A 22647-nucleotide genomic window follows, 5' to 3' on the forward strand; every position below is an offset into this window, starting at 1 on the left:
TTTGAAAAAAGTCTCTCGCACAAGCTCTCTTACAAGTCGGAATCGGTGTCCTCCAAAATCATATCGGACTGCTTTTTGGAAAAATGGACCGCGGCGTTGTACCCCATCCGCTTCAGCCTGAAGTTCATCGCGGCCACTTCGATGATGACCGCCAAGTTGCGGCCAGGGCGGACAGGCACCGTGATGATCGGGATTTCCGTGTCCATAATCTTGATCGTCTCTTCGTCCAGTCCGAGTCGTTCGTATTGCTTATGCGGCTCCCACAGCTCCAGTTGGACCACCATGGCGATATTTTTTACATTCCGTACAGCACCCGCTCCAAACATCGTCATCACATTGATAATGCCCACGCCGCGGATTTCAAGCAAATGCTGAATCAGTTCAGGAGCGCTTCCGACCAACTGTTCACCCTGAGTCTGGCGAATTTCCACCGCGTCATCAGCCACGAGACGATGCCCCCGCTTTACCAGCTCCAGGGCGGCCTCGCTTTTTCCAATCCCGCTCGAACCCATAATCAGTACGCCTACCCCGTAGATGTCCGTCAATACACCGTGAATGGTGGTCGTCGGAGCCAGCCGGTTCTCCAGGTAATTGGTGACTTTGCCTACCAACGTAGTGGTCGCGAGCGAGGATTGGAGGACAGGAAGACCGCGTTCATTGGATATCTCCAGTATTTCTTCCGGCACCTGCAGGTTGCGGGTCACACAGAAACAAGGGGTTTCCTCTTGCATGAGAAATCGCATGCGTTCCAGCCGTTCTTCCCTGGTGAGCGTCTCGAAAAAGTTAATTTCGGTCAACCCGAACAGTTGAATGCGTTCTGCGGCGTAATACGAGTAATAGCCAGCTAGCTGAAGACCAGGACGGCTTAGGTCTGTTACCGTTATCTCTCTTCCCAGTCCTTCTTCACCGCTTAGCAGCTTCATGTTGAAATGATCCATCAGGTGACTTACTTTTGTTTTTCTCACTCGTCTTCCCCTCCAAGTCTATTGCGCTCGTCCCGATTTTGTATCCTCATTGTATCGAAAGAGCCGGCAGCTCTCAACATCGGACTATTCAAACTCTTCTAACATCATTTACATTAATCGACTTATTTCATAAGATAGAATTAGTGTTTCATCTTTGTTACATACTCTCTGCTATACTATAGTTACATAATTGCCCCCGTTTTTCGTATGTGTGTTACAGATTGAGAGGAGGCAAGGCAATTGGATTTCCTGCTCCGTTTCTTCCTAATAGATGTACCTGAAGCCTTCTTGCTTCTGACAATCGGTTTTGCCATATTCAATCAATCTCCGGTTGCCCATCTGAAGAAAACTGTCGTTTTTTGTATGCTGTTCGCTATTGCAGGGGAGTCGCTCAGCTTTCTCAACGTCCCCTATCAACCAAAAATTGTCACGATGCTTCTTTTTACCTATCTGTTTATTCTTTTTCTCTTTAGAGCAAAGATATTTATGGCGGTTTCCATGACGATTGCCTCAATTGGTAGCATGATCCTCGCAGAATTCGTAATTTTGATGCTGTTAAACAGCCAGCAGATTTACGGATTTGACATTCTTACCACATCATTTCTACAGCATTTTGCAGGATTTCTTTATTTATTTGTCTTGGCTCTTTTGGCCTTTTTTCTGCGAATGCTCAAGATCGATTTGCGCAGGATGGTTCCGCAAAACCGTCATAACCGTTACCTGTTCATGCTGATTTTGATTGGTAGCATTGAATTTTTGTTGATCTTGTTTATGAATACTTCATTTTTTATCAGGGGAAACAATTCTCCATTGCTTCAATTCTACACGACACAATATCAGCTATTCTTTCAACTTGTCATTCTGTTCTTGTTTATTGTGATCGTCTACCTGTTCCGAATTTACGTCAACCTGACGATTAACCGCGTTGAGACCGAAACGGAGACTCCTTATCTGCAAAGCATCAACGACCTTTTGACCGCGATCCGGTCCATCAAGCACGATTCTCTCAACCACTACACGGCTATCAATGGCTTCCTGAAGGAAGGCATGCATGATATGGGCAAAGAATACGTGCAGCAGCTTCTGCAGGAAACGGTGTCCATCGAGCAAGCAGTAGAAAACAGTGTCCAAGTTTTGGAAGGCATTCAAAACCCGGCCATCTCTGCTCTGTTTCAATCCAAAATGGCTATTTGCATCGCCGAACGAATATCGTGCGACATCAAAATCTTCGGGACTCATCAGTTTTCTTTCATTCGAACGTATGACCTGATCAAGATTATCGGCAACCTTTTCGACAATGCTATCCGAGCCTCCTCCTACGAGCTCGAGGAGAACCGTTACATAAAGCTGGAATGGGGTTATTCCGAGGGTGAGCAATACCTTTATATCGAAAATAGCGGACCTACGATTCCAAAAGAGAAGCTGCAGGCTATTTTCCAACTGGGATATACAACGAAAACCAATGGAGAAGGAGGGGTCGGGCTCGCTGTCGTCAAATCCGTGACCGAACGATATGGCGGCAAGATTCAGGTTCAATCGGAACAAGGCGTCACCAGCTTTCGAATTTCCTTTGGCTTGTAAAAAGGAGTGTTTCCATGGGATGGATGGAAAAGACATCGAAGCGGATCGCAAGAAAAATCATGTCTGAAGATACGATTCATACAGAGGAGGAGCTGTCACACGGAATTGAAATCTTTCTTCTAAATCTATTAAACGTGATGTTTCTGTTCCTTGTCTCAATCCTTCTTGGCATCGTCGGGGAAGTTTTTCTCCTAACCACTATCTACTTTCTGCATCGTCTCTTTACCGGGGGTGTTCACATGAGCACACCCGGGTCTTGTCTCATCGTCGGGACAGCAACTTTGTCAGGAGCAGGATATGTGATGGCTCATCTCCCCGTACTTACCACATCTTTGGCCTATTTCTGGATTGTCATTTCTATGGGGGCAGCCTTTCTGATCAATGTGAAATATGCTCCTGCCGCCCACACTTATTTGCCTACCAATGAAAGAGTCAGACAAATCAGCAAAAAAGTGATCCTATTTCTGATTACGATAGGTTGCACTTTCATACTTTTTCTGGTAGTATATTACCAGAAAATAGCATTGATATATTCGCTTGCTGTTTTTCTGCAGTCGCTGCACCTCCATCCGGTTTCGTATCGTATGGTGGCCGGCCTGGAACAAATGTTAAGAAAGGGTGGTATGTTATGAAGAAATTGCGTAAACTGACGTCAGATTTCTTTGCATCCTTGTCTGCCTTGCATGTTGCCGGTGTATTAAAGGGGGGGTTCCTCTACGAACCGATTCCTCCTTCTCAGCGGGAAAAACAGCAGTAGTCTCTTACGATTTTATTACGATCTTAAAAATGCAAGAGGGTGTTCCCGAAGCAAGCGGGGCCCCTTTTTCACATGAAAAAGCGGCTGTCTCTTCGGAAAGACTTTCAAATGAAGACAGCCGCTTTCTTTTTCCTGATATCGTTCAGCCAGTCTTCCGGTTTTTCCAGTCAACTGGCGATAAGCCGTCGTGTCCTCTCTTTCAACGCTGCCTACTTCTTTTTGCTGAGGACACCTTCAATGATCCATCCAAACAAGCTCATCAGCACCGCTGCCATCAGAACCGTCCAGAATGATCCCGGCCAGTTCCCCACCTCAAAGCCATCGATCAAATAGGCCGTCAGCGCAAAGGTGAGCGTATTTATCACAAACCAAAACAGCCCCAGCGTCAAAAAGTGGAGCGGCAAGGAAAAGAAAACCAGGATCGGCCTGATAAACGTGTTGACCAATCCCAAAATGAAAGCTGCCCACACCGCTACACCAAAACTGGAGAGGGTAATCGCCTCAAACCACTGGCTAATCAGCAGCAGGGCTGCACCGTTTAACAAAAGCTTGACTATCCACCGAATCATCCGTCTCCCCTCCTTCCCTCTTGATTCAGAAGCTGGCAAATTTGTCCCTAAAGCATCCCATGCAGTTCTTTCTTCCATTGTGCAAAAAAAAGCTCCATAAAGGTGTGTCGCTCTTCTGCTATACGACGAGCCGTGCTCGTCATCAGTCGTTCTTGTATGCGGCTGAGCTTCCACTCGTACTCCCTGGCTGGAGTGTGCACGGAAGGGTCATCGGAGACAATCGGCTGTCCGATTACTCCCGAGTAGGCGAAGGCACGGGCAATCCCGATCGCGCCGATTGAGTCCAGTTTGTCGGCATCGAATAAGATCTTGTCCTCTAGCGAAGTCGGAGGCCGCTCCTTGCGAAAACGGTGTGCAAGAATCACCTGCTGGACAAGCGCTGCTTGTTCTTCGGAATAACCGTACTCAGTCAGCAGCTCCGGCACGAGGCGTGCGCTGATTTCCGCATGGCACTCTCCCGTCCGCCTCTCTTCCGCACGTCCAATGTCGTGGAGCAAGGCAGCCAGCCGAAGAATTTGCATATCTGCGCCTTCCTCGCGTCCGATCCGCTCACAAAGCCCGATGACGCGCAAGTTATGCTGCCAATCATGGGCCGGGTCCTGGCCGTCGAAAAATCGCTCCGCTTTTTTTACCAGGCCCTCTGGCAAGGAAGCCAGCGCTTCTTTCACGAGCTCCATCTCTTTGCACTCTCCCTTTACATCCATCAACTGGTTGAGTGTTTTGACCAGTGACAAAACAATCGATCATTTGAATGGAATCCTCTTTACTTCATCGGAAAGAAAACCCGGAGCGATTACTCCGGGCTGTATCGTGCATCTCTTGAAGAGCGTTCTTATTTCGTTTTCGCCTGTATGTGCCTGCTTGGAAATATAAACACATTTTGTTGATATCTTTGTGCAAATTTGGATGACGCACCTATAGTCCATTATACTCACAAGCACTCCCGCTCATGTCAGTTGCGCTTACTTGGAGACGAGCTCCTCCCATCTTGCGACTGTACGAGCGCGGTCGCGTTCCAGGATAGGCTTCAGGAACTGGCCCGTGTAAGAGCCCTGTACCTCCGCCAACTCCTCAGGCGTTCCCGTCCCTACGATTTGTCCGCCGCGGGTACCGCCTTCAGGTCCCAAATCGATGATGTGATCCACTGTCTTGATAACGTCCAGGTTGTGCTCGATTACCAGCACCGTATCCCCGTTTTCCACCAACCGCTGAAGCACTTTCAGCAAGCGGTCAATATCGTCAGTGTGCAGCCCGGTCGTCGGTTCATCCAGGATATAAAGGGTACGGCCGGAGCTGCGGCGGTAAAGCTCCGACGCCAGCTTGACGCGCTGCGCTTCCCCGCCCGAGAGCGTAGTGGCCGGCTGTCCCAGCTTCATGTAGCCCAGCCCCACGTCGAGCAAGGTTTGCAGCTTCCGCTCGATCCTCGGCAGGTTGCGGAAGTACTCCAGCGAATCCTCAATCGTCATTTCCAGGACGTCGGCAATGCTTTTCCCTTTGTACTTCACTTCCAGCGTCTCCCGATTGTAGCGCTTGCCGTGGCAAACCTCGCAGGGTACGTAGACGTCGGGCAGGAAATGCATTTCAATCTTGATGATCCCGTCACCGCTGCACGCTTCGCAGCGGCCGCCCTTTACGTTGAAGCTGAAGCGGCCCTTTTTGTAGCCGCGGACCTTCGCTTCGTTGGTCGAGGCAAACAGGTCGCGGATATCGTCAAACACGCCGGTATACGTGGCAGGGTTGGATCGCGGCGTGCGTCCGATCGGCGACTGGTCGATATCGATCACCTTGTCGAGGTGCTCCAGACCCGTGATCCGACGGTGCTCGCCCGGCTTTGCCTTGGCCCGGTTGAGCTCGCGTGCCAGCGCCTTGTGCAAAATCTCGTTGATCAACGTGCTCTTTCCAGAACCGGAAACGCCTGTGACAGCGACAAACAGGCCGAGCGGAATTTTCACGGTGACGTTTTTCAGGTTGTTTTCCTTTGCTCCCTCGATGGTTAGCCATTTGCCGTTTGGCTTGCGGCGCTCCATCGGAACCGGAATGAACTTGCGTCCGCTCAAGTAAGCGCCCGTCAAAGAATCGGGGTTCTCCATCACTTCCTGCGGTGTACCTGCAGCGATGACTTTGCCGCCGTGAATACCGGCACCTGGTCCAATGTCGATGATGTAGTCGCAAGCCATCATCGTATCCTCGTCGTGCTCTACGACGATCAGCGTATTGCCCAGCTTGGTCATATGCTCCAGCGTCTTGATCAGGCGGGCGTTGTCGCGCTGATGGAGACCGATGCTCGGCTCGTCCAGGATATAGAGAACGCCCATCAGACTGGAACCGATCTGGGTAGCAAGCCGGATGCGCTGCGCCTCCCCTCCGGAAAGGGTTCCCGCCGCACGGCTCAGCGTCAGGTAGTCCAGTCCGACGTCGATCAGGAAGTTGAGGCGCGCCTTGATTTCCTTGACGATCAGGTTGGCGATCTTCATTTCCTTCTCAGTCAGATCCAGTGTGTCGATAAACTCGTACGCGTCGGTGATGGACAAATCGGTCAGTTCGGAAATGCTGCGACCGCCCACCCGGACGGCCAGACTTTCCTGACGAAGGCGATGTCCTTTGCAGACAGGACAATGCTTCTGGCTCATGAAGCCTTCGATTTGTTCGCGAATATAGTCGGAGCTGGTCTCCAGATGGCGGCGCTGCAAATTGATCACGACTCCCTCGAAAGGAACGGTCGCCTCTCTGACCTGGCCAAACTCGTTTTCGTAGCGGAACTGGATTTTTTCTCCCTGGCTGCCGTACATCAGGATTTGCTTGTGCTCCTCTGGAAGCTCCTCGTACGGAATGTCCATCCGAATGTCAAAATGACGGCAAGCGGACTCCAGAAGCTGCTGATAGTACGTCGAGGACTTCGGCTCCCAGGCTCCGATGGCACCGTCGGCAAGCGACTTGGTGACGTCGGGTACAACCATGTCCGGGTCCACTTCCAGTTTGACGCCCAGACCATCGCACTCCGGGCAGGCGCCGAATGGGCTGTTGAACGAAAACATGCGCGGCTCCAGCTCGCCGATGGAAAATCCGCAGATCGGGCAGGAGTGCTTTTCACTGAACAACAGCTCTTCCTGCTCCATGACATCGACGATCACCTTTCCATCGGCCAGACGAAGCGCGGTCTCCAGCGAATCGGCCAGCCGCGCCTGAACGTCCGGCTTGACGACAATCCGGTCCACGACGACCTCAATGCTGTGCTTTTTGTTTTTCTCCAGCTTGATCTCCTCGGACAAATCGCGAATCTCGCCATCTACCCGCACGCGGACAAAGCCCTGCTTGCGGATGTCCTCCAGGAGCTTGACGTGCTCTCCTTTGCGTCCCTGAACCATCGGGGCCAAGATTTGCAGCCGGGTACGCTCAGGGTACTCCATCACGCGGTCGACCATCTGCTCAACCGTCTGGGACTGAATCTCGATGCCGTGTTCGGGACAGATCGCTCTCCCGATGCGCGCGTACAAAAGGCGCAGGTAATCGTAAATCTCGGTAACAGTCCCTACTGTAGATCGCGGGTTGCGGCTCGTCGTCTTCTGGTCGATCGAAATGGCAGGGGACAAGCCTTCGATGGAGTCGACGTCCGGCTTGTCCATCTGCCCGAGAAATTGACGGGCATAGGCGGACAGCGACTCCACATACCGCCGCTGTCCTTCGGCGTAAATCGTATCAAATGCAAGCGATGACTTCCCTGATCCCGACAACCCCGTCAGCACGACAAACTTGTCGCGAGGAATGACGACATCGACGTTTTTCAGGTTGTGGGCACGGGCACCTTTCACCACAATATGTTCCAATGGCATGCAATTCCCTCTCCTTAGAGCTCTGACTTCAGCTCAAGAATCAAATCACGCAATTCGGCTGCTCGCTCAAACATGAGGTTGCGCGCCGCTTCCTTCATTTCTTCTTCCATTCGCTCAATCACCTGGATGCGATCCTTCTTCGGCATCTTTTTAAAGTCGGCATGCGGCAGGTAATCTGCCTTCTCTTCCGCTACCTTGGTCGCTTCGATGACTTCGCGGACAGCCTTCTTGACCGTTTGCGGGGTAATTCCGTTCTTTTCGTTGTATTCTGTCTGGATTTTGCGGCGCCGTTCCGTCTCGCTGATCGCCGCCTTCATCGAATCGGTTATTCGGTCGGCGTACATGATGACGCGTCCCTCGGCGTTCCGGGCAGCGCGTCCGATCGTCTGGATCAGGGAGCGCTCGTTGCGCAGGAAGCCCTCTTTGTCCGCGTCGAGGATGGCGACGAGCGAAACTTCCGGCAAGTCGAGCCCCTCCCGCAGCAGGTTGATCCCGATCAGCACGTCAAATTCCCCCAGACGCAAGGAACGCAAAATTTGCATCCGCTCGATCGTCTTGATGTCGGAGTGCAAATAGCGAACCTTGATGCCGATATCCTTCAGGTAATCGGTCAGATCTTCCGCCATCTTTTTCGTCAAGGTCGTCACCAAAACCCGTTCGTCCTTGGCGATGGTGGCCTGAATCTCGCCGATCAGATCGTCGATTTGCCCCTTGATCGGGCGGACGGTCACAGTCGGGTCCACCAGACCCGTCGGGCGAATAACCTGTTGGACGACTTCCGGACAGTGCTCAAGCTCGTAGGGACCCGGGGTCGCGGAAATGTAGATCGCCTGCTTCAGCTTCGCTTCGAATTCCTCGAATTTCAGCGGTCTGTTGTCTCTCGCTGACGGCAGACGGAAGCCGTGCTCTACGAGAACATCCTTGCGTGCCCGGTCACCGTTGTACATGGCACGTACCTGGGGCAGGGTCATATGCGACTCGTCCATAACGACGAGAAAGTCGTCGGGAAAATAATCGATCAGTGTATACGGCGCGTGTCCTTCCGGCAAGCCGGTCAGATGGCGGGAGTAGTTTTCAATCCCGGAGCAGAAGCCCATCTCCATCATCATCTCGATGTCGTAGCGGGTGCGCTGCTCCAGACGCTGCGCTTCCAGCAGCTTGCCTGCCGCGCGAAACTCCGCGAGCCTCGCCTCCAGCTCCATCTCGATGCTTTGGACGGCGCGCTTCATTTTTTCTTCGCGCGTTACGTAGTGGGAAGCTGGGAAAATCGCTACATGATCGCGCTGCCCGAGGATTTCCCCGGTCAGGACATCAATCTCTGTGATCCGTTCGATTTCATCGCCGAAAAACTCGACGCGGATCGCCTGCTCGCTTTGCGAAGCCGGGAAGATTTCCACGACGTCTCCCCGTACGCGGAACGTCCCGCGAACGAAGTTGATATCGTTGCGGTCGTACTGGATGTCCACCAGGCGATGAAGGATTTCGTCGCGGCTTTTTTCCATCCCGACCCGAAGCGACAGCAGCAGCTCTCTGTATTCCTCGGGCGAACCCAAGCCGTAAATGCACGACACCGACGCCACGATAATCACGTCACGCCGCTCAAACAACGCGCTGGTCGCGGAGTGGCGCAACTTGTCGATCTCGTCGTTGATGCTGGAATCTTTTTCGATATACGTATCCGATTGGGGAATGTACGCTTCCGGTTGATAGTAATCGTAGTAGCTGACGAAGTATTCCACCGCGTTGTTCGGGAAAAACTCCTTGAACTCGGCACAAAGCTGGGCAGCCAACGTCTTGTTGTGGGCCATTACCAGCGTCGGCTTGTTTACCTGGGCAATTACCTGAGCAATCGTAAAGGTCTTTCCCGTACCGGTCGCGCCCAGCAATGTCTGGTGCCGCTTTCCGGCGAGCACACCCTCCACCAGTCCGGCAATGGCTGTCGGCTGGTCTCCGGACGGCTGAAACTCCGATACCAATTCAAAACGGTCCATTCCCTCGTTCATCTCCTTGTCACATCTCATTTCCATTATAACACAATCATTCAAAAAATAAGCCGCAAATTCGAACAAATGTTTGTCTTTACTCTCAAGCAGATTTTACCGATACATTGTAAAGAAGAATGTGAACGTACTGAAGTACCCGTCAGAGACAGGGAGGACAGCCATGTCAGATACAAACACCGTCAATAACAGCACTCACATACAGCCCCATTTGAGCTATAAAGGCAAAAAGGAGTTTTCCACCGAGCTGGACCAGAATGCCTTTATGAAGCTGATGCTGGAGCAGTTGAAACAGCAGGACCCGCTCTCTCCGATGGACAATTCGCAATTCCTGCAGCAAACGAGCATGATGACCATGGTTGAGAAGCTGACCAAGATGGCCAGCCTGATGGAGCAGTCCAACAACAGCATGCTGACCCTGCGGGAATACGAAGCGCTGGTCGGCAGAACAGCCAGCTACGACATGCAGAAAAAGGACGAAATGACGGGCGAAGTGACCCATGAGAAAAAATCGGGAGTCATCGACGCCGTATACCTCGATCAAGGAAAAATCTACTTCCGCATCCAGGGCGAACAAACGCCAGTCCCCCGCGAATGGATCGAGGGTCTGGAATCGAAAGGCTTGTCCGGAAACAGTCTGGACAACAGCCTGAAGTACGCCGAGATGATCGGAAAAGAAGTGTCCTATACGGAGTCGAAGCAGGTGGACAAGGATGGAAACCCTGACACCACGGACGACGTCACTTCCGTCGATGAAGTCAAAAACGGAGTCATTGTCGGATTCACGATGAAGGACAATGCCGTGCAATTCCAGCTGGACAACGGAACCTCGATCAAGCTGGAAAACATCAAGGGCATGTCGGTCAAGCCGGACAATGCGCGAATGGACAATACCCTCCAATATGCCCAGATGATCGGCTATACAATCACCTATACGGACTCGTCCACCCAACCAGACGGAACGGCATCGACCAGCGAGCTCACAGGTGTGATCAAAGCGGTCAGCATGAAAAATGGCCTGATCGAATTCGTTCTCGACGACGACAAGAAGGTAAAGCTGAACCAAATCATCGGGTACGAAGCGCAGGCATATGCGTAAACAGATTATTGTGTGGATGCAAGCAAACTGTGGATGCTAGCAAACGCATCAGCGAACCGTTGCAAGCAACAAGCCAAAAGCCGTTCGGATTCCATTTCCGAACGGCTTTTCCTTTTGTGCACCCTGCTTTTATTCATCCACGATTACTTTTCCGGTCAAAGCGTCAACGTATACGGTCGTATCCACCCGGAGGTCCGGTCCACAGAAGCAGTGGGCACGCGATTGTCGGAACGACAGATCATACACCAGCTTCCACTCCGGTTTGTCCTCCCGCTTTGACTGCTGCTTCACATACACAAGCTCCAGCGGATATGCTTGCAGCAGGGCATTTAAAGCTGCCTGTTCGGAGATGGCTTGGGTCCGCTCGGGAAATTTCACCTGATCGTAAGGTTCTGTTCTCAGCTCGCGGATGGAGCCGTCCAAAGGATTGACCTCAACGACGTATGCTCCTTCTTCTGCGGTTTGCCCGCTTTTTGCCACAGGCAGTCCCCCAACCACCGGATCTGCCAGCCAAATGCTCCGTTCTTCGTTCCCCGCATCAACAACCCGGAACTGCCGAGTTCCTGCTGGCAGCAGCTTTTCGATCAAGGAGAGAGCTGATTTGAGATCTCTGCTCTTGTCTGTTTTTTTCCGGGGAGACGTCCCATCGTTTTGTTTCATGCTGATCAGCTTGCCCGTCTTGGCCTCAACCTCTACGAGCAGATGATATCTGTTCTCTCCCTTTGCATCGTCCGGAAAATTCCCCAGGTGGTACGGCTTCTCCTGATCAGCGACATCTTTGGCAAACATCCCCCAGATATAGATACGGTGCTGTTCTCCGTTTTCCATGTTCTTTGAAATAACCGACAACGGCCATTTATCTACGTCTGCGCGGGCGATTTCCTTGGCGAATGCTTTTACCTCCGCCTCAGTCTTCAAAGCGGCGTAGCTGCCTTTTCCTGCTAAGGAGACCATTTGCGGCTTTTTCTGAGGGGCCTGCATTCGTTTTCCCGTAAAGGCATCGATGGCACTGCCGGTATGCGGGCCTTCCACGATTCCTCCCTTGATGGCATAAACCAGCCTAGCCTGAGGTTGGCGAGCTTCTGCTTCTGACACTGGCGCAGCTTGGTCCGGCAGCATGTACATCAGCTCCAGCGGCTTGCTTTCTGCAAAGCGCTGGTGAGCCGTGGTCATTGACAGCACGCGCTGCGGCGACGGCATTTCCTTGTGATCGATCGGTTCATAAAGGGCACCGTTGAGCGTGCGAAAGCCAATGATCCGCCCTGTCGCATCGACCGTGACCAAACAGTCGTACGCATCATTCAGCGCTACTTGGTTATGCTTGCGGACAAACCGAACCGTAAACGTACCGTCTTGATCCATTTCGTCTTGGCGAATTCCGCCTTGGCGAGTTCCGTCCTGACGGGTGACGTCTCGTGCTTCGTATGATTTTCCAAAAGGATGAAGGCCATACAGAAAGGCGGCAGCCCTCGACCTGACGACCTCCTCGGTCAGCAGCCCTGTTTGGTGGGTTGAAGCACCCGACGGCTTCAGCTCCAGCACCAGCAGATTTCCTGATTGACTGTCAAATATCGCCTGATCTTGCGGCTCCCCATCTTTATTTCCTGCCATGATAAACGAGACTCGATCGCCGCTGACACCGGGACCATCAACCGGACCATCGTAAACGACTGAGCCGTTTCGCAGCTCAGGAATCAGCCGGGTTACATTTTGAATCCCCTTGGATATCGCTACCGGTACAGGAGTGACCGCTGCCGCCGCTTTTGCTGCTGACGCTTGGCCTGGAGAGGCGAACGGGAATGAAAGCAGACTGGCTGTTATGACAGTTCCGGCGCATAAGCGCAGCGCATGTTTTCTATATCGGTTCATGCAGATTGTATCCCCCTTTATCCACTATTCTAAAAAGACGCGTGAAGGGGCTGTCTTGTTACAAAGCGAGTGTATAAAAAAACCGGGAAGTCTGCTCACTTTTGCTTTCTCCCAATAGAAAAAGCGCAGAGCCTTTTCCCGCGCTTTTTTTGTTGGATAATAAGCCTTCCCTTGGAAGCTGCCTTTACGCTCCGAGATTGATCTTTTCCAGCTTCTGCTTCACTAGTTGAACAACGCTTGCTTGCTGCATATCGACAAACACTCTCGTATTTGCATCCGGCACCACGATAATCCCCAACTGATGGTGGTTGCCGGCGTATACGGCGCACTGGACGAATTTGACCTCGCCATCCAGGGTGAGCACTTCCATCTTGCAGAAGGCGGGATTGACTTGCAAGGCAGGGTACAAATCCTCTTTGTTTCGCACGGATACGCCATTTACCTTGACGATAATTTCTCCCGGCCTGATCCCGATCTCCTCTGCGGGAGTCCCCGGAAGAACTGCCATTACCTTGATTCCCCGCGTGGATTGGATAAAATATGGAGCCTTTTGCCGCTCCTGCCACTGGCTCAGCCAGAATAGACCTTCGTGGCCGATGAGTGCAAACACTGCAGCCAGAAGGATCAGCGGCATCCACAATGCTGCCAGCGCAGTCAATCCGAGCAGCACAACCGCATACAGCGCCAATTGCCTGGATATTTGCCCCGCCCGCTGAGCTGGCGTCTCCGTCTGCGTCAAAGCAGAAAAACCGGTGACCGAAGGGAGCAGCAGCAACGCAAAGGATGCAGCGCCGGGGGCAAAAAACGGCCAGCCCGGATACAGCGATCCGCTAAAGCTTCCCGCCTCTACAGGCACGAACAGCGCAAGCGGCGTCACCCAAAACGAGTGCAGCAGATAAGCCCCGACAATCCGTCCACGCTGTCCCTCCACGAATAACGGCGACGCATCCCGCCCCCTGTTCCAACGGACCAGAAAGGCCTCAATCAAGTGCATGATGGCTACGAGCGCCAAAAGCGGCACCGGCTTAGCCTGGACGAGCATGCCCCAGAGCAGCCCGATCCCGGGTACGGAAGAGACGTCTGGAAAGACCTTGGCAACTGCGTGAAAAAGCGTCAACAGCCCTGCACCATAGGCAAAACAGAGAAAGCGCAGCCGGATTAGGGCCAAAACTGCCGCAAAGCCCCACAGCAGCCAGAGATCCTGTATTTGTACGGCAACCCCAAGTACGGCCGCCAAAAGAGAAATCAGCAATCCTCCCACGATGCCCATGCCGAGAGAGCGAATCGTCTGCTGGAGGGGGAATTGAATGCGAACGGCAAACAGTTGTCTTTCCAGCAGCATCTGGCGCCGGTAGTGCAAATAAATAAACAGCAGAAACACGTAAAAAACAGGGTTAAAAAGAAAACCGCCAAACCCGGCCAGCACCGATAGAACATCACCTTGCAACGCCATATGCCTCACCTCGCATAAACAGCTTTCGAAAACGTGACGGTGCCAAGCTATTGGCAACGTCATCGCAGCACTCTTCTTGTCAGCTTCAGTCAAAAAAGAAACCACGGCCATTCATAGCCGTGGTAACCATTTCTACGGAAGGCAGGAGATTCCCTGCCTTTTCCGCCTGGATTATTTTGCCTTGTTCTGCTGAGCAACTACTTCGAGCGCCTTTTGCAGTTGAAGGTCATTTTCCGGTTTGCGTATTTCTTCACGCAGACTGTCTTCCATCGCTGTCCGCGTCGCCTGATCAACCTTTCCGGTCGCCGGCAGCTTGTGGGCAGTCTGGAATTTCTTCACGGCCTGCTCCGTCTTCTCGTCAAAGTAACCGTCGTCACGGCCCGGAGAGAGCTTCAGCCCGGTCAGGATCAACTGCAGGTTCTTGACATCGCTGCCCGCCATGTCCCTAGAAAGCACTTTGTCTGTCGGCAATTGAGTCGCGTTGAAGTACGCAGGCTGCTCTACTTTCACGTCAGGTTCGATGCCTTTTTCGTGAATCCAATTGCCTTTTGGCGTCAGCCACTTGGCGATGGTCAGCTTCAACTGGCTCTTGTCGGCCATTTCCATCGTACTTTGGACGGTTCCTTTGCCAAAGGATTTCTCCCCGACGAGCTTGTAGCCTCCGCTTTCGCTCATCGCTCCGGCAAGAATCTCCGACGCGCTCGCGCTGCCGCCGTTGATCAGGACCGCGATCGGGTACGGCTTGGCAGCGTCTGTCTTGGAAAAATACTCTTCGCGCTGTTTGTTGGCAGAACCGTATTCAATTTCGACGATCTTGCCCTTGTTTGGTATCAACGTTTCGCCGATTTCCTTCACAGCCAGCAAATAGCCGCCAGGATTTCCGCGGACGTCAATGATCAAACCGCCGATTCCCTTTTTCTCCAGATCAGTCAACTGATCCGTAAAATGCTTGGATGTGTCGGAGGAGAATTGCGTCAGGCTGATGACTCCCACCTTGACTCCGTTCTTCTCCATGATTTGACTCGTCACTGTCTCAATCGGAATATCGTCGCGGACGCAGACGACCGTGAGCGGCTCTGCTACTCCCGGACGGGCGATCTTCAGGACCGCTTTCGTACCTTTCGGACCGCGGATTTTGGTAACGGCCTGATGGAGATCAAGCCCTTCGAGCGACTCGCCGTTTACGCTGAGAATCTGGTCGTTGGGACGCAAGCCCGCACGTTCGGCCGGGGAGCCCTTAAAGGGCGATACCACGGTCACACGTCCGTTCTGCATCGTCACCTCCGTACCGATTCCCTGGAACGTCGAATGCAGCGTAGAGTTGAATTCTTCCGCCGATGTCGGGTCCATGTAATCGCTGTACGGATCTTTCAGGGAACCGACCATGCCGCCGATAGCCCCTTCAACCAATTGATCCGTCGTCACATCCTGAATGTACTCCTGCTTGATGGCCGAAAACGCATCAAGCAGCTTTTTGAATTCTTTCGGGTATTCCTGGCTCCCGGTGAACAGAGAGCCTGCCGCTGCGGTAACAGCCGTAGCGTTACTCGAACCGGCGGACGTCTTCATCAAACCCATGGTCAAAAAGCTGCTCGCGACCATGGTGACGATCACGAGGGCAAACACGGAACGTCCATTCCATTTCATCGTCACGACACCATCCTTTGTGCTCCCCGGTGGAAAAGGTATGCAGCTAGTGTATGCAAATCTGTCAGGCAATATTTGCCTGAACGTCTCCGGAACGCGCTAGCGAAGGTACGGCATCGGATCGACAGCCACTTCGTTTTTGTACACGGTGAAATGCAAATGGTTGCCTGTAGAACGGCCGGTCGATCCGACCTCGGCAATTTTCTGGCCTTTATCTACTTTTTGTCCCACCGACACCTTGATGCCGCCCTCACGGATGTGCCCGTAAAGCGTGGTAATCTCGGGACTGTGCTTGATCATCACCGCGTTGCCGAAGCCTCCGTAGTAGCCGGCGAAGACGACAATGCCCGGAGCAGCTGCCTTGATCGGAGTTCCTTTCGGGGCTGCCATATCTACTCCATTATGCCCAGCAGAGCGGCCGGTAAACGGGTCTCTGCGCACTCCGAAGCCGGAGGACCAGCGGAACAGCCCATCGTCGATCGGCAGTCCAAGCTGCCCGCCCTTGTAGCCGTTGCTGCTGGAGCTGAGCGCACGTACTCTTTCAGCGTACTTTGCCTCTTCCTGTTTTACAAGGGCCAATAATTGCTGGCCGTATTCTTCCAGGCTCTCATTCAGCTGCTCTTCTTGCTTTTGCAGTTCGGCCTTCACGACAACGCTCCGCTTGTACTGCTTGTCCAATTCGGCTTTCAAATCTTCCGCCTCTTCGTACATTCCTGCGTACACGGTGAGCTGGTGGTCGATCTCTTTTTTCTTCTTTTCAATCGTGTCTTTGTCCCGCTTGTTGTCTTCGAGAATTTTGGTATCCTGCTCCAAAATCAGCTTCAATCCCTGCATGCGGGTCAGAAAATCGCCAAAATCGGACGCGCCCAGCAATACGTCCAGATAAGAGACGTTGCCGCGCTCATACATAACCTTGACACGCGTCTTCAGCAGGGCATCCCGCTTGGCGACCCGGTCGATGGCCTCGTCGAGCTGGTCCTGTGCTTCTGCTGCCTTTACCTTGGTCACTTCCATCTCGTTTTCGAGCTTGTCCAGCTTTTTCTGGGTTTCGTTGCGGCGAAGGTCAATCGCCATCAGCTCGGTTTCCAGGTCTTTTGTCTGCTTCTGGACCGAAGCGATTTGTTGCTTGGTCGCCTCTACCTTCTTTTTCTGTGCTCTCGTTTTTTGTTGAATAGCTTTCAATTCCTGATTGATTTTGTCTAGGGATGACTTGCTTGCTGCCCAACTGACGGTTGAAGGTGCGGCGGAGACAGCCAGAAGGCCTGTCACCAGTATGGATAGCAGTATCTTCTTCCTCATAGTTCTCCTCCCTAGTAAGTGATTACACCCGCAAAAAGCGGCGTACGGACACCAGACTGCCCCAAATGCCGATGAAGGCCCCGATGGCCAGCAGCGCCAATGCCACTTGATAGACGAGCGGGAACAGCGGCAGCAGTTGGAACATTTGCGATGCGATCAGGCTTCCATTGATCGCGTCTACCAGATAGTGATAGCTGATAATCAGAATGACGATCGGAATCAGGGCGCCCATGATGCCCATCAGAAGTCCTTCGACAAAGAACGGCCAACGGATAAACCAGTTGGTCGCACCGACCAGCTTCATGATCTCGATCTCCCTGCGACGAGCTACAATCGTCAGCTTGATCGTATTGGCGATCAGGAACATCGCGGTGAAGCCCAGGCCGATGATGAAGCCGATCCCCACGTTGCGGACGGCCCCGGTGGCGGCAAACAGCTTTTCCACCGTTCCTTCGCCGTAGTTGATGCTGCTGACGAACTCCAGCTTCTTGAGCTCGCTCGCGACAGCGGCCGTTTCCTGCGGCAGCTTGGTCTTGACGACAAAGGCGTCAGGCAAAGGATTCTCCTTGTCCATTCCCTCGAACAGGTACGCCTTTTCGCCCATGCTCTCCCTCAGTTGCTTCAGTCCCTCGTCTTTCGGAATAAACTGAACGGACGCCACTTTGGGAATCGACTTAATATTTTGTTCCAGCGAGGCGATGTTGTCTTTTGTCGCAAGGGTGTCGATAAATACGCGAATCTCGACTTGCTTTTCGACGTTTTGGGCGAAGAAGTTGACGTTCATCGCCAAAATCAGAAACACGCCCAAAATCAGCAGGGTAATGGTCACGGCGCTGATGGAAGCGAAGGTCATCCAGCCGTTTCTGACGAGGTTTTTAACCCCTTCACGGGCGTGGCGTCCCAGCGTTCTAATCTTCATAACCGTATTCCCCTCTCTGCTCGTCGCGGGCAATTTGTCCCGCCTCGATGGCAACTACCCGCTTTCTCATGGTGTTTACAATCTCCCGGTTATGCGTAGCCATGACGACCGTCGTTCCCCGCTGGTTGATCTCTTCAAACAGCTTCATGATCTCCCACGAGGTTTCCGGGTCCAGGTTGCCCGTCGGTTCGTCCGCGATGATGATCCCCGGGTTGTTTACCAGCGCCCGGGCCAACGCGACACGCTGCTGTTCGCCGCCGGACAGCTCGCTCGGCAGCATTTTTGCCTTGTGCTTCAGCTTGACAAGCCCCAGTACATCCATGACGCGCGGCTTGATCTGTTTCGGCGAAGCTTCGATGACTTCCATGGCGAAGGCCACGTTTTCGAAAACGCTCAAGGTCGGGAGCAGCTTGAAATCCTGGAATACGACGCCGATACTGCGCCGCACCATCGGAATTTGGCGCTCCTTGATCCGGCTAACATTGAATCCCCCGAGAAAAATCTGCCCCTTCGTCGGCTTTTCCTCGCGGTACATCAGCTTGATGAAGGTCGATTTTCCCGCACCGCTCGGTCCTACTACATACACGAATTCGCCCTTTTCGATGCGAATATTGATCCCTTTCAAGGCATTCGTGCCATTGGGATAGGTTTTCCAGACGTCAAACATCTCGATCAAGCAAATCACATCCTACATTGTCAGATCCATATGTCTATGCTCTCTAGATCCTCGTTTTTATGTACACACGCAAATAAATGAATAACCGTCCTTATCCGACAAAGCTTGCATCCATCCGTCTTATGCTGCCGCGAGATGGTAAAATACGACAGCGCATATAGCCATCCGTTCTATTATACCACCGTGTTTCGAGGATGGTATCCACTAAATCTCTCATTTCTTGTCGAATCGATATCTCTTTTTGTTTTTGATCGGTTTCCTTCGGCTGGATTTGCGGTTTTTCCCTGCACTTTGCTGCCCATCGTCACCTGGTTTGTTTGATTTCCCTTGGCTACAATAAAAGAGTACGACTCGTAAAGGAGGCTTTTTGCGTTGAATAATTTTATTTACCATAACCCGACCGAATTGATTTTCGGAAAGGGACAATTGTCTCATTTGAAGGATAAGGCCGCCAAGCTCGGAGCTTCCGTCCTGCTCGTTTACGGAGGCGGCAGCATCAAGCGCACCGGTCTGTACGACAAAATTATCTCCCTGCTTCAGGAGGCAGGCTGCCAGGTTCATGAGCTAGCAGGCGTAGAGCCGAACCCTCGCCTGTCGACTGTAAAAAAAGGCATCGGCATTTGCCGAGAGCAGGGTGTCAATTGGATTTTGGCTGTCGGCGGCGGAAGCGTGATCGACGCATCCAAAGCAATCGCTGTCGGCGTACCGTACCAAGGGGACGTCTGGGATTTCTACACCCGCAAGGCTACACCGCAAAAAGCGCTCCCGCTCGGCACCGTTCTGACACTCGCCGCAACGGGCTCCGAAATGAACCGCGGCAGCGTGGTGACGAACTGGGAGACGCAAGAGAAGTTTGGCGGCACTACCACGTTCCCGACCTTCTCGATCCTCGATCCGGAGAATACCTTCTCCGTACCACGGGACCAGACGATCTACGGCATGTGCGACATCATGTCCCACGTATTTGAACAGTATTTCAGCCACACCCCGGAAATCCCGCTGCAAACGCGCTTTGCGGAAGCCATCCTGAAGACAGTCATCGAAAATGCCGAGCGCGTGCTGGCCAATCCGGAAGATTACGACGCCCGCGCCAACATCCTCTACTGCGGAACGATGGCATTAAACGGCACACTGCCGGTCGGAGTGGAAACCGACTGGGCTACCCACTCCATCGAGCACGCGGTCAGCGCCGTCTACGACATTCCGCATGGCGGCGGTCTGGCGATTATTTTCCCGAAATGGATGCGTTATGTCTACCGCGAAAATGTGGAGCGCTTCAAGCGCTACGCGACAGAGGTATGGGGCGTCGATCCGGCAGGCAAAACGGATGACGAAATTGCCCTCGCCGGGATTGAGGCGACAGAGGCATTCTTCGCCCGCATCGGTGCGCCTACCAGGCTGGCTGACTATCAGATCGGTGATGAAAAGCTTCAACTGATGGCCGAGAAGGCAACGCCGTTCGGGCCGATTGGACGCTTTAAAAAGCTGGCTAGCGAAGATGTGGCCGAGATTTTGCGGATGTGCCTCTAAGCATTCAGGAACAAAAAAAGGGGATAGGAGCCATTACACGGGCTTCTATCCCTTTTTTGCTTTTTTGGGCTGCGGGAAGACGTATGCCCCCATGTCAGAAAAGGCTCATTTCTCCGGTGTCTTGCTCGTTTGCTTGACCGGCAATTCGACGCTCCAGTCGACATCCGCATACCTTTTGGTCACGGCCGATAAGGAAATCGTCAGCTGTTTCGGGATTTGCTCCATCTCTCCCACATCCAGACCGAACCTCATAATTTCTCTGCCTTGGGCATCTTTCCCGATGCTGTCGTAGGAAGCGCCGTTAATCGGATAGGACTTCCCGCTCTCATCCGTAATTACCCACCAGACATACTCAATGGAGGAAATGTCCCGGAGAGCTGCTTCCACCGTAAGAACCGTACTGTTTTCGCGGACCCGAGGGTCTTCCGCTTTCAAGCTTTTCACCGTAAACAGACTTCCCTTGTACTCGACGCTCTTCGGCTCAGCCGCCAGCTTCTCCGGCTGGAATGAAAACGTCAGGTCTGCCGGTTCTGTCACATGTACGGCGTCCAACACAAACGTAAACGGACCGCTTTCTCCAAATGGCACGTAGGCAGTATTCCACGTAAAGTGTCCGTATCGGTCGCCGGAACCCCGTCCCTCCGTCAGCATTCCCTGCTCGAGACCCTGGCCTTCATTTTTATAGGCAGTTACGTCATTGCCGTTTTTGTCCAGTATCCGATACTCCAGGCGATACTGCTGATACGGGACATAAGGAGCGTAATCCGGGTTTTGCGTTTTTCCCGTCATCTCCCGGGCATATTGTGAAAGCCTCTTTTTCGCTCCTTCATCCCATTTGGTTTCAATCCCCAGCACTGTAGACGAGGGAGCTTCTGTTACCGTGTGAAGCGAGATTTGCAGCCCTTGCGGCGTTGTGTACCGGCCATCGACGGGAATAATGCGGGTGGCGGCGATCGCTTCCTTCATGGAAAACGGCACCTCCAGCTTCCAGTGGCCTTTTATTGTTCCGATTTTCCGCACATCGATGAGCAGCTTCATCTGATCAGGAACCGGCCGCTTATCCAAATCCTCCAAGGTAAAACTGAGGTAACCGAGATGTCTCTCCCTGTCCCCTCCTCCACCGACTCCGCTGGTCAGCCGCTGATTTTTCTCGTCCGTCAGTGCGATGACTTTCTCAAGGTTCTTCCAAATCTCCTGTGGATCGATCAGAGTCCCGTCCGTCTTTTTGATTTGGTAGGATACGAACACCCGGGTAGGATCAGCTATAATCGCCTGGACTTCAATCGTAATGCCTTGGTCGGTAACAGAGGCATTGGCCGATCGGGCATGCCCCTCAATCGTTGCCCTCTCGATACCCTTGTCCAGGCTTCCCTGTCCAAACAATGCTCGAACCTTCTCTTGCGCCGCTTGTGCAGCTCCCTCCGGATGCGTCTTGTTCGAAACTCCCTGTCCGATCAATGACTTTACCTGGGCGGAAAAATCCGGTGACACATACGTGCCGACTCCCGCTGCAAACAAGACCGCCCCCGCTGTGGCGATTGACATGGAGGCCCAGCGATACCAATGCCGCTTGCTTTGGCGCGGTCTGGGGCGGATCGCTGCTGTCGGCATCACAAAATCCGGAATCTTCTCCTGCTCAGCCACGCGATGCAATACGGCAGCAATCTCCTGATCGTGCTTACTCATTTGCACTCACTCCTATCTTTGACAAATGGGGTGCGTCATCTCGCCCTTGCAGTTTGGCGGCAATCAGCTTCCGGGCGTGGTGCAGCCGGGATTTCACGGTTCCCTCAAATACGCCAAGCATCTCGGCAATCTCCGCAACGCTGAAATCTCCGTAGTAGTACAAAATCACGACGGTGCGGTGTTTTACCTTCATCTCGCAAATGGCCTTCCAAATCTGCTGCTGCTCCTCTCTTTCGATCACGCTATTCAGAGGATTGGTCGACTCATCGGCCCATTCCTGATATTCGCTGACAGGTTTGTGTCTGCGAACGGCGTTGAGTGCCCGATGCGTGACGATTTTGGCAAACCAGGTCCGAAACGACACGCCTCTGTCGGGATCAAAGCGATCCAGAGACTGATACAGCTCAAACAAGGCCTCCTGTACAGCATCCTGAGCCAGCTGCCGATCGTGGATGATCAGCAAGGCTGTACGATATGCCATCGCCAAGTGAGGCCGTACCAGCTCTTCGAAGCCGGCACTATCGCCTTTTCGGTACTTGACGGATAACTCCGCTTCCTTCACAACTTGTCCTCCTCGCAGGTTCTTTTGCTCTATATTCACCGCTCAACCAAATTTGGTTCAAAAAAAATTTGTGTTTTTTTCAATTTGTATAACGCATCCTTCCCTGCTATTTTATAGGAAGCTGCAAGAGCAGGCCGTAGTCAGCTCGGACAATCCGGAAAAACTGTTGGAAGCCTTGACGGAAACGACAAAAAACCTCCAAGTG

17 protein-coding genes are annotated in these 22647 nt (G+C 52.8%); 4 read left to right on the plus strand and 13 right to left on the minus strand.

The genetic code is table 11. From position 1 onward, the window contains the following. Window positions 1-29: 29 nt before the first annotated feature. The gene (hprK, locus tag NST37_RS22425; protein WP_024985330.1) at window positions 30-965 is read right to left on the minus strand and encodes an HPr(Ser) kinase/phosphatase; all 936 of its coding nucleotides are present in this window, start codon (window positions 963-965) and stop codon (window positions 30-32) included. Between the two features lie 240 nt (window positions 966-1205). On the opposite strand from hprK, the gene NST37_RS22430 reads away from it, so the two are divergent. Both NST37_RS22430 and NST37_RS22435 read left to right on the plus strand, forming a co-directional pair. Next, window positions 1206-2546: an ATP-binding protein gene (locus NST37_RS22430; protein ID WP_031932631.1), complete on the plus strand. Its 1341-nt coding sequence runs from the start codon at window positions 1206-1208 to the stop codon at window positions 2544-2546. Between the two features lie 14 nt (window positions 2547-2560). Further along, window positions 2561-3178, plus strand: a complete 618-nt coding sequence (locus tag NST37_RS22435; RefSeq protein ID WP_243014467.1) for an accessory gene regulator B family protein — start codon at window positions 2561-2563, stop codon at window positions 3176-3178. Between the two features lie 334 nt (window positions 3179-3512). Here the strand turns inward: NST37_RS22435 and NST37_RS22440 are convergent, their stop codons facing one another. The 4 genes from NST37_RS22440 to uvrB all read right to left on the minus strand — a co-directional run bounded on the left by NST37_RS22440 (window position 3513) and on the right by uvrB (window position 9693). After that, window positions 3513-3872, minus strand: a complete 360-nt coding sequence (locus NST37_RS22440; protein WP_003388254.1) for a phage holin family protein — start codon at window positions 3870-3872, stop codon at window positions 3513-3515. 47 nt (window positions 3873-3919) lie between these two features. Further along, window positions 3920-4549 (minus strand): HD domain-containing protein, encoded by a 630-nt coding sequence (locus NST37_RS22445; protein ID WP_031932632.1) that lies wholly within the window; start codon window positions 4547-4549, stop codon window positions 3920-3922. Window positions 4550-4834: 285 nt separating this feature from the next. Then, complete coding sequence (uvrA, locus tag NST37_RS22450; RefSeq protein ID WP_003388257.1) at window positions 4835-7702, minus strand: excinuclease ABC subunit UvrA; 2868 nt, start codon at window positions 7700-7702, stop codon at window positions 4835-4837. 14 nt (window positions 7703-7716) lie between these two features. Then, on the minus strand, window positions 7717-9693 hold the full coding sequence (gene uvrB / locus NST37_RS22455; protein ID WP_338463172.1) for an excinuclease ABC subunit UvrB: 1977 nt from the start codon (window positions 9691-9693) through the stop codon (window positions 7717-7719). Window positions 9694-9865: 172 nt separating this feature from the next. On the opposite strand from uvrB, the gene NST37_RS22460 reads away from it, so the two are divergent. Next, window positions 9866-10801 (plus strand): flagellar hook capping FlgD N-terminal domain-containing protein, encoded by a 936-nt coding sequence (locus NST37_RS22460; RefSeq protein ID WP_024985326.1) that lies wholly within the window; start codon window positions 9866-9868, stop codon window positions 10799-10801. Window positions 10802-10930: 129 nt separating this feature from the next. Here NST37_RS22460 and NST37_RS22465 read toward each other — a convergent pair whose 3' ends face one another. The 6 genes from NST37_RS22465 to ftsE all read right to left on the minus strand — a co-directional run bounded on the left by NST37_RS22465 (window position 10931) and on the right by ftsE (window position 18664). Further along, complete coding sequence (locus NST37_RS22465) at window positions 10931-12670, minus strand: hypothetical protein (protein ID WP_339185857.1); 1740 nt, start codon at window positions 12668-12670, stop codon at window positions 10931-10933. 184 nt (window positions 12671-12854) lie between these two features. Further along, entirely contained in the window at window positions 12855-14123 is a 1269-nt protein-coding gene (locus tag NST37_RS22470; protein ID WP_003388261.1) for a PDZ domain-containing protein, read from the minus strand. A gap of 171 nt (window positions 14124-14294) precedes the next feature. Beyond that, window positions 14295-15770, minus strand: coding sequence for a S41 family peptidase (locus NST37_RS22475; protein WP_003388262.1), 1476 nt, complete (start codon window positions 15768-15770; stop codon window positions 14295-14297). A 99-nt stretch (window positions 15771-15869) separates the two neighbouring features. Continuing rightward, window positions 15870-17069: a peptidoglycan DD-metalloendopeptidase family protein gene (locus tag NST37_RS22480; protein WP_003388263.1), complete on the minus strand. Its 1200-nt coding sequence runs from the start codon at window positions 17067-17069 to the stop codon at window positions 15870-15872. 22 nt (window positions 17070-17091) lie between these two features. Then, window positions 17092-17988 carry a permease-like cell division protein FtsX gene (ftsX, locus tag NST37_RS22485; protein WP_003388264.1) on the minus strand — a complete coding sequence of 299 codons (897 nt, stop codon included), beginning with the start codon at window positions 17986-17988 and terminating at the stop codon, window positions 17092-17094. Further along, entirely contained in the window at window positions 17978-18664 is a 687-nt protein-coding gene (ftsE, locus tag NST37_RS22490; RefSeq protein WP_003388266.1) for a cell division ATP-binding protein FtsE, read from the minus strand. The genes ftsX and ftsE overlap by 11 nt, the downstream gene beginning before the upstream one ends. 372 nt (window positions 18665-19036) lie before the next feature. On the opposite strand from ftsE, the gene NST37_RS22495 reads away from it, so the two are divergent. Next, a complete protein-coding gene (locus NST37_RS22495) occupies window positions 19037-20194 on the plus strand; it encodes an iron-containing alcohol dehydrogenase (RefSeq protein ID WP_003388268.1) in 1158 nt (385 codons plus the stop codon). A gap of 105 nt (window positions 20195-20299) precedes the next feature. Here the strand turns inward: NST37_RS22495 and NST37_RS22500 are convergent, their stop codons facing one another. Together NST37_RS22500 and NST37_RS22505 are read right to left on the minus strand one after the other, a co-directional pair. Next, window positions 20300-21880, minus strand: a complete 1581-nt coding sequence (locus NST37_RS22500; protein WP_327955797.1) for a DUF4179 domain-containing protein — start codon at window positions 21878-21880, stop codon at window positions 20300-20302. Then, on the minus strand, window positions 21873-22442 hold the full coding sequence (locus tag NST37_RS22505; protein ID WP_031932636.1) for an RNA polymerase sigma factor: 570 nt from the start codon (window positions 22440-22442) through the stop codon (window positions 21873-21875). The genes NST37_RS22500 and NST37_RS22505 overlap by 8 nt, the downstream gene beginning before the upstream one ends. Window positions 22443-22647: the final 205 nt, after the last annotated feature.

It is taken from the genome of Brevibacillus sp. FSL K6-6036 (genome assembly GCF_037964015.1).
Classification (GTDB): Bacteria; Bacillota; Bacilli; order Brevibacillales; family Brevibacillaceae; genus Brevibacillus; species Brevibacillus borstelensis.

What these genes read in the sequence shown, in the direction of transcription:
- NST37_RS22435 (WP_243014467.1), top strand. Translation starts at nt 2,561, where the DNA reads ATGGGATGGATGGAAAAGACATCGAAGCGGATCGCAAGAAAAATCATG.
- NST37_RS22440 (WP_003388254.1), bottom strand. Translation starts at nt 3,872, where the DNA reads ATGATTCGGTGGATAGTCAAGCTTTTGTTAAACGGTGCAGCCCTGCTG.
- NST37_RS22445 (WP_031932632.1), bottom strand. Translation starts at nt 4,549, where the DNA reads ATGGAGCTCGTGAAAGAAGCGCTGGCTTCCTTGCCAGAGGGCCTGGTA.
- uvrA (WP_003388257.1), bottom strand. Translation starts at nt 7,702, where the DNA reads ATGCCATTGGAACATATTGTGGTGAAAGGTGCCCGTGCCCACAACCTG.
- uvrB (WP_338463172.1), bottom strand. Translation starts at nt 9,693, where the DNA reads ATGGACCGTTTTGAATTGGTATCGGAGTTTCAGCCGTCCGGAGACCAG.
- NST37_RS22460 (WP_024985326.1), top strand. Translation starts at nt 9,866, where the DNA reads ATGTCAGATACAAACACCGTCAATAACAGCACTCACATACAGCCCCAT.
- NST37_RS22465 (WP_339185857.1), bottom strand. Translation starts at nt 12,670, where the DNA reads ATGAACCGATATAGAAAACATGCGCTGCGCTTATGCGCCGGAACTGTC.
- NST37_RS22470 (WP_003388261.1), bottom strand. Translation starts at nt 14,123, where the DNA reads ATGGCGTTGCAAGGTGATGTTCTATCGGTGCTGGCCGGGTTTGGCGGT.
- NST37_RS22475 (WP_003388262.1), bottom strand. Translation starts at nt 15,770, where the DNA reads ATGAAATGGAATGGACGTTCCGTGTTTGCCCTCGTGATCGTCACCATG.
- NST37_RS22480 (WP_003388263.1), bottom strand. Translation starts at nt 17,069, where the DNA reads ATGAGGAAGAAGATACTGCTATCCATACTGGTGACAGGCCTTCTGGCT.
- ftsX (WP_003388264.1), bottom strand. Translation starts at nt 17,988, where the DNA reads ATGAAGATTAGAACGCTGGGACGCCACGCCCGTGAAGGGGTTAAAAAC.
- NST37_RS22500 (WP_327955797.1), bottom strand. Translation starts at nt 21,880, where the DNA reads ATGAGTAAGCACGATCAGGAGATTGCTGCCGTATTGCATCGCGTGGCT.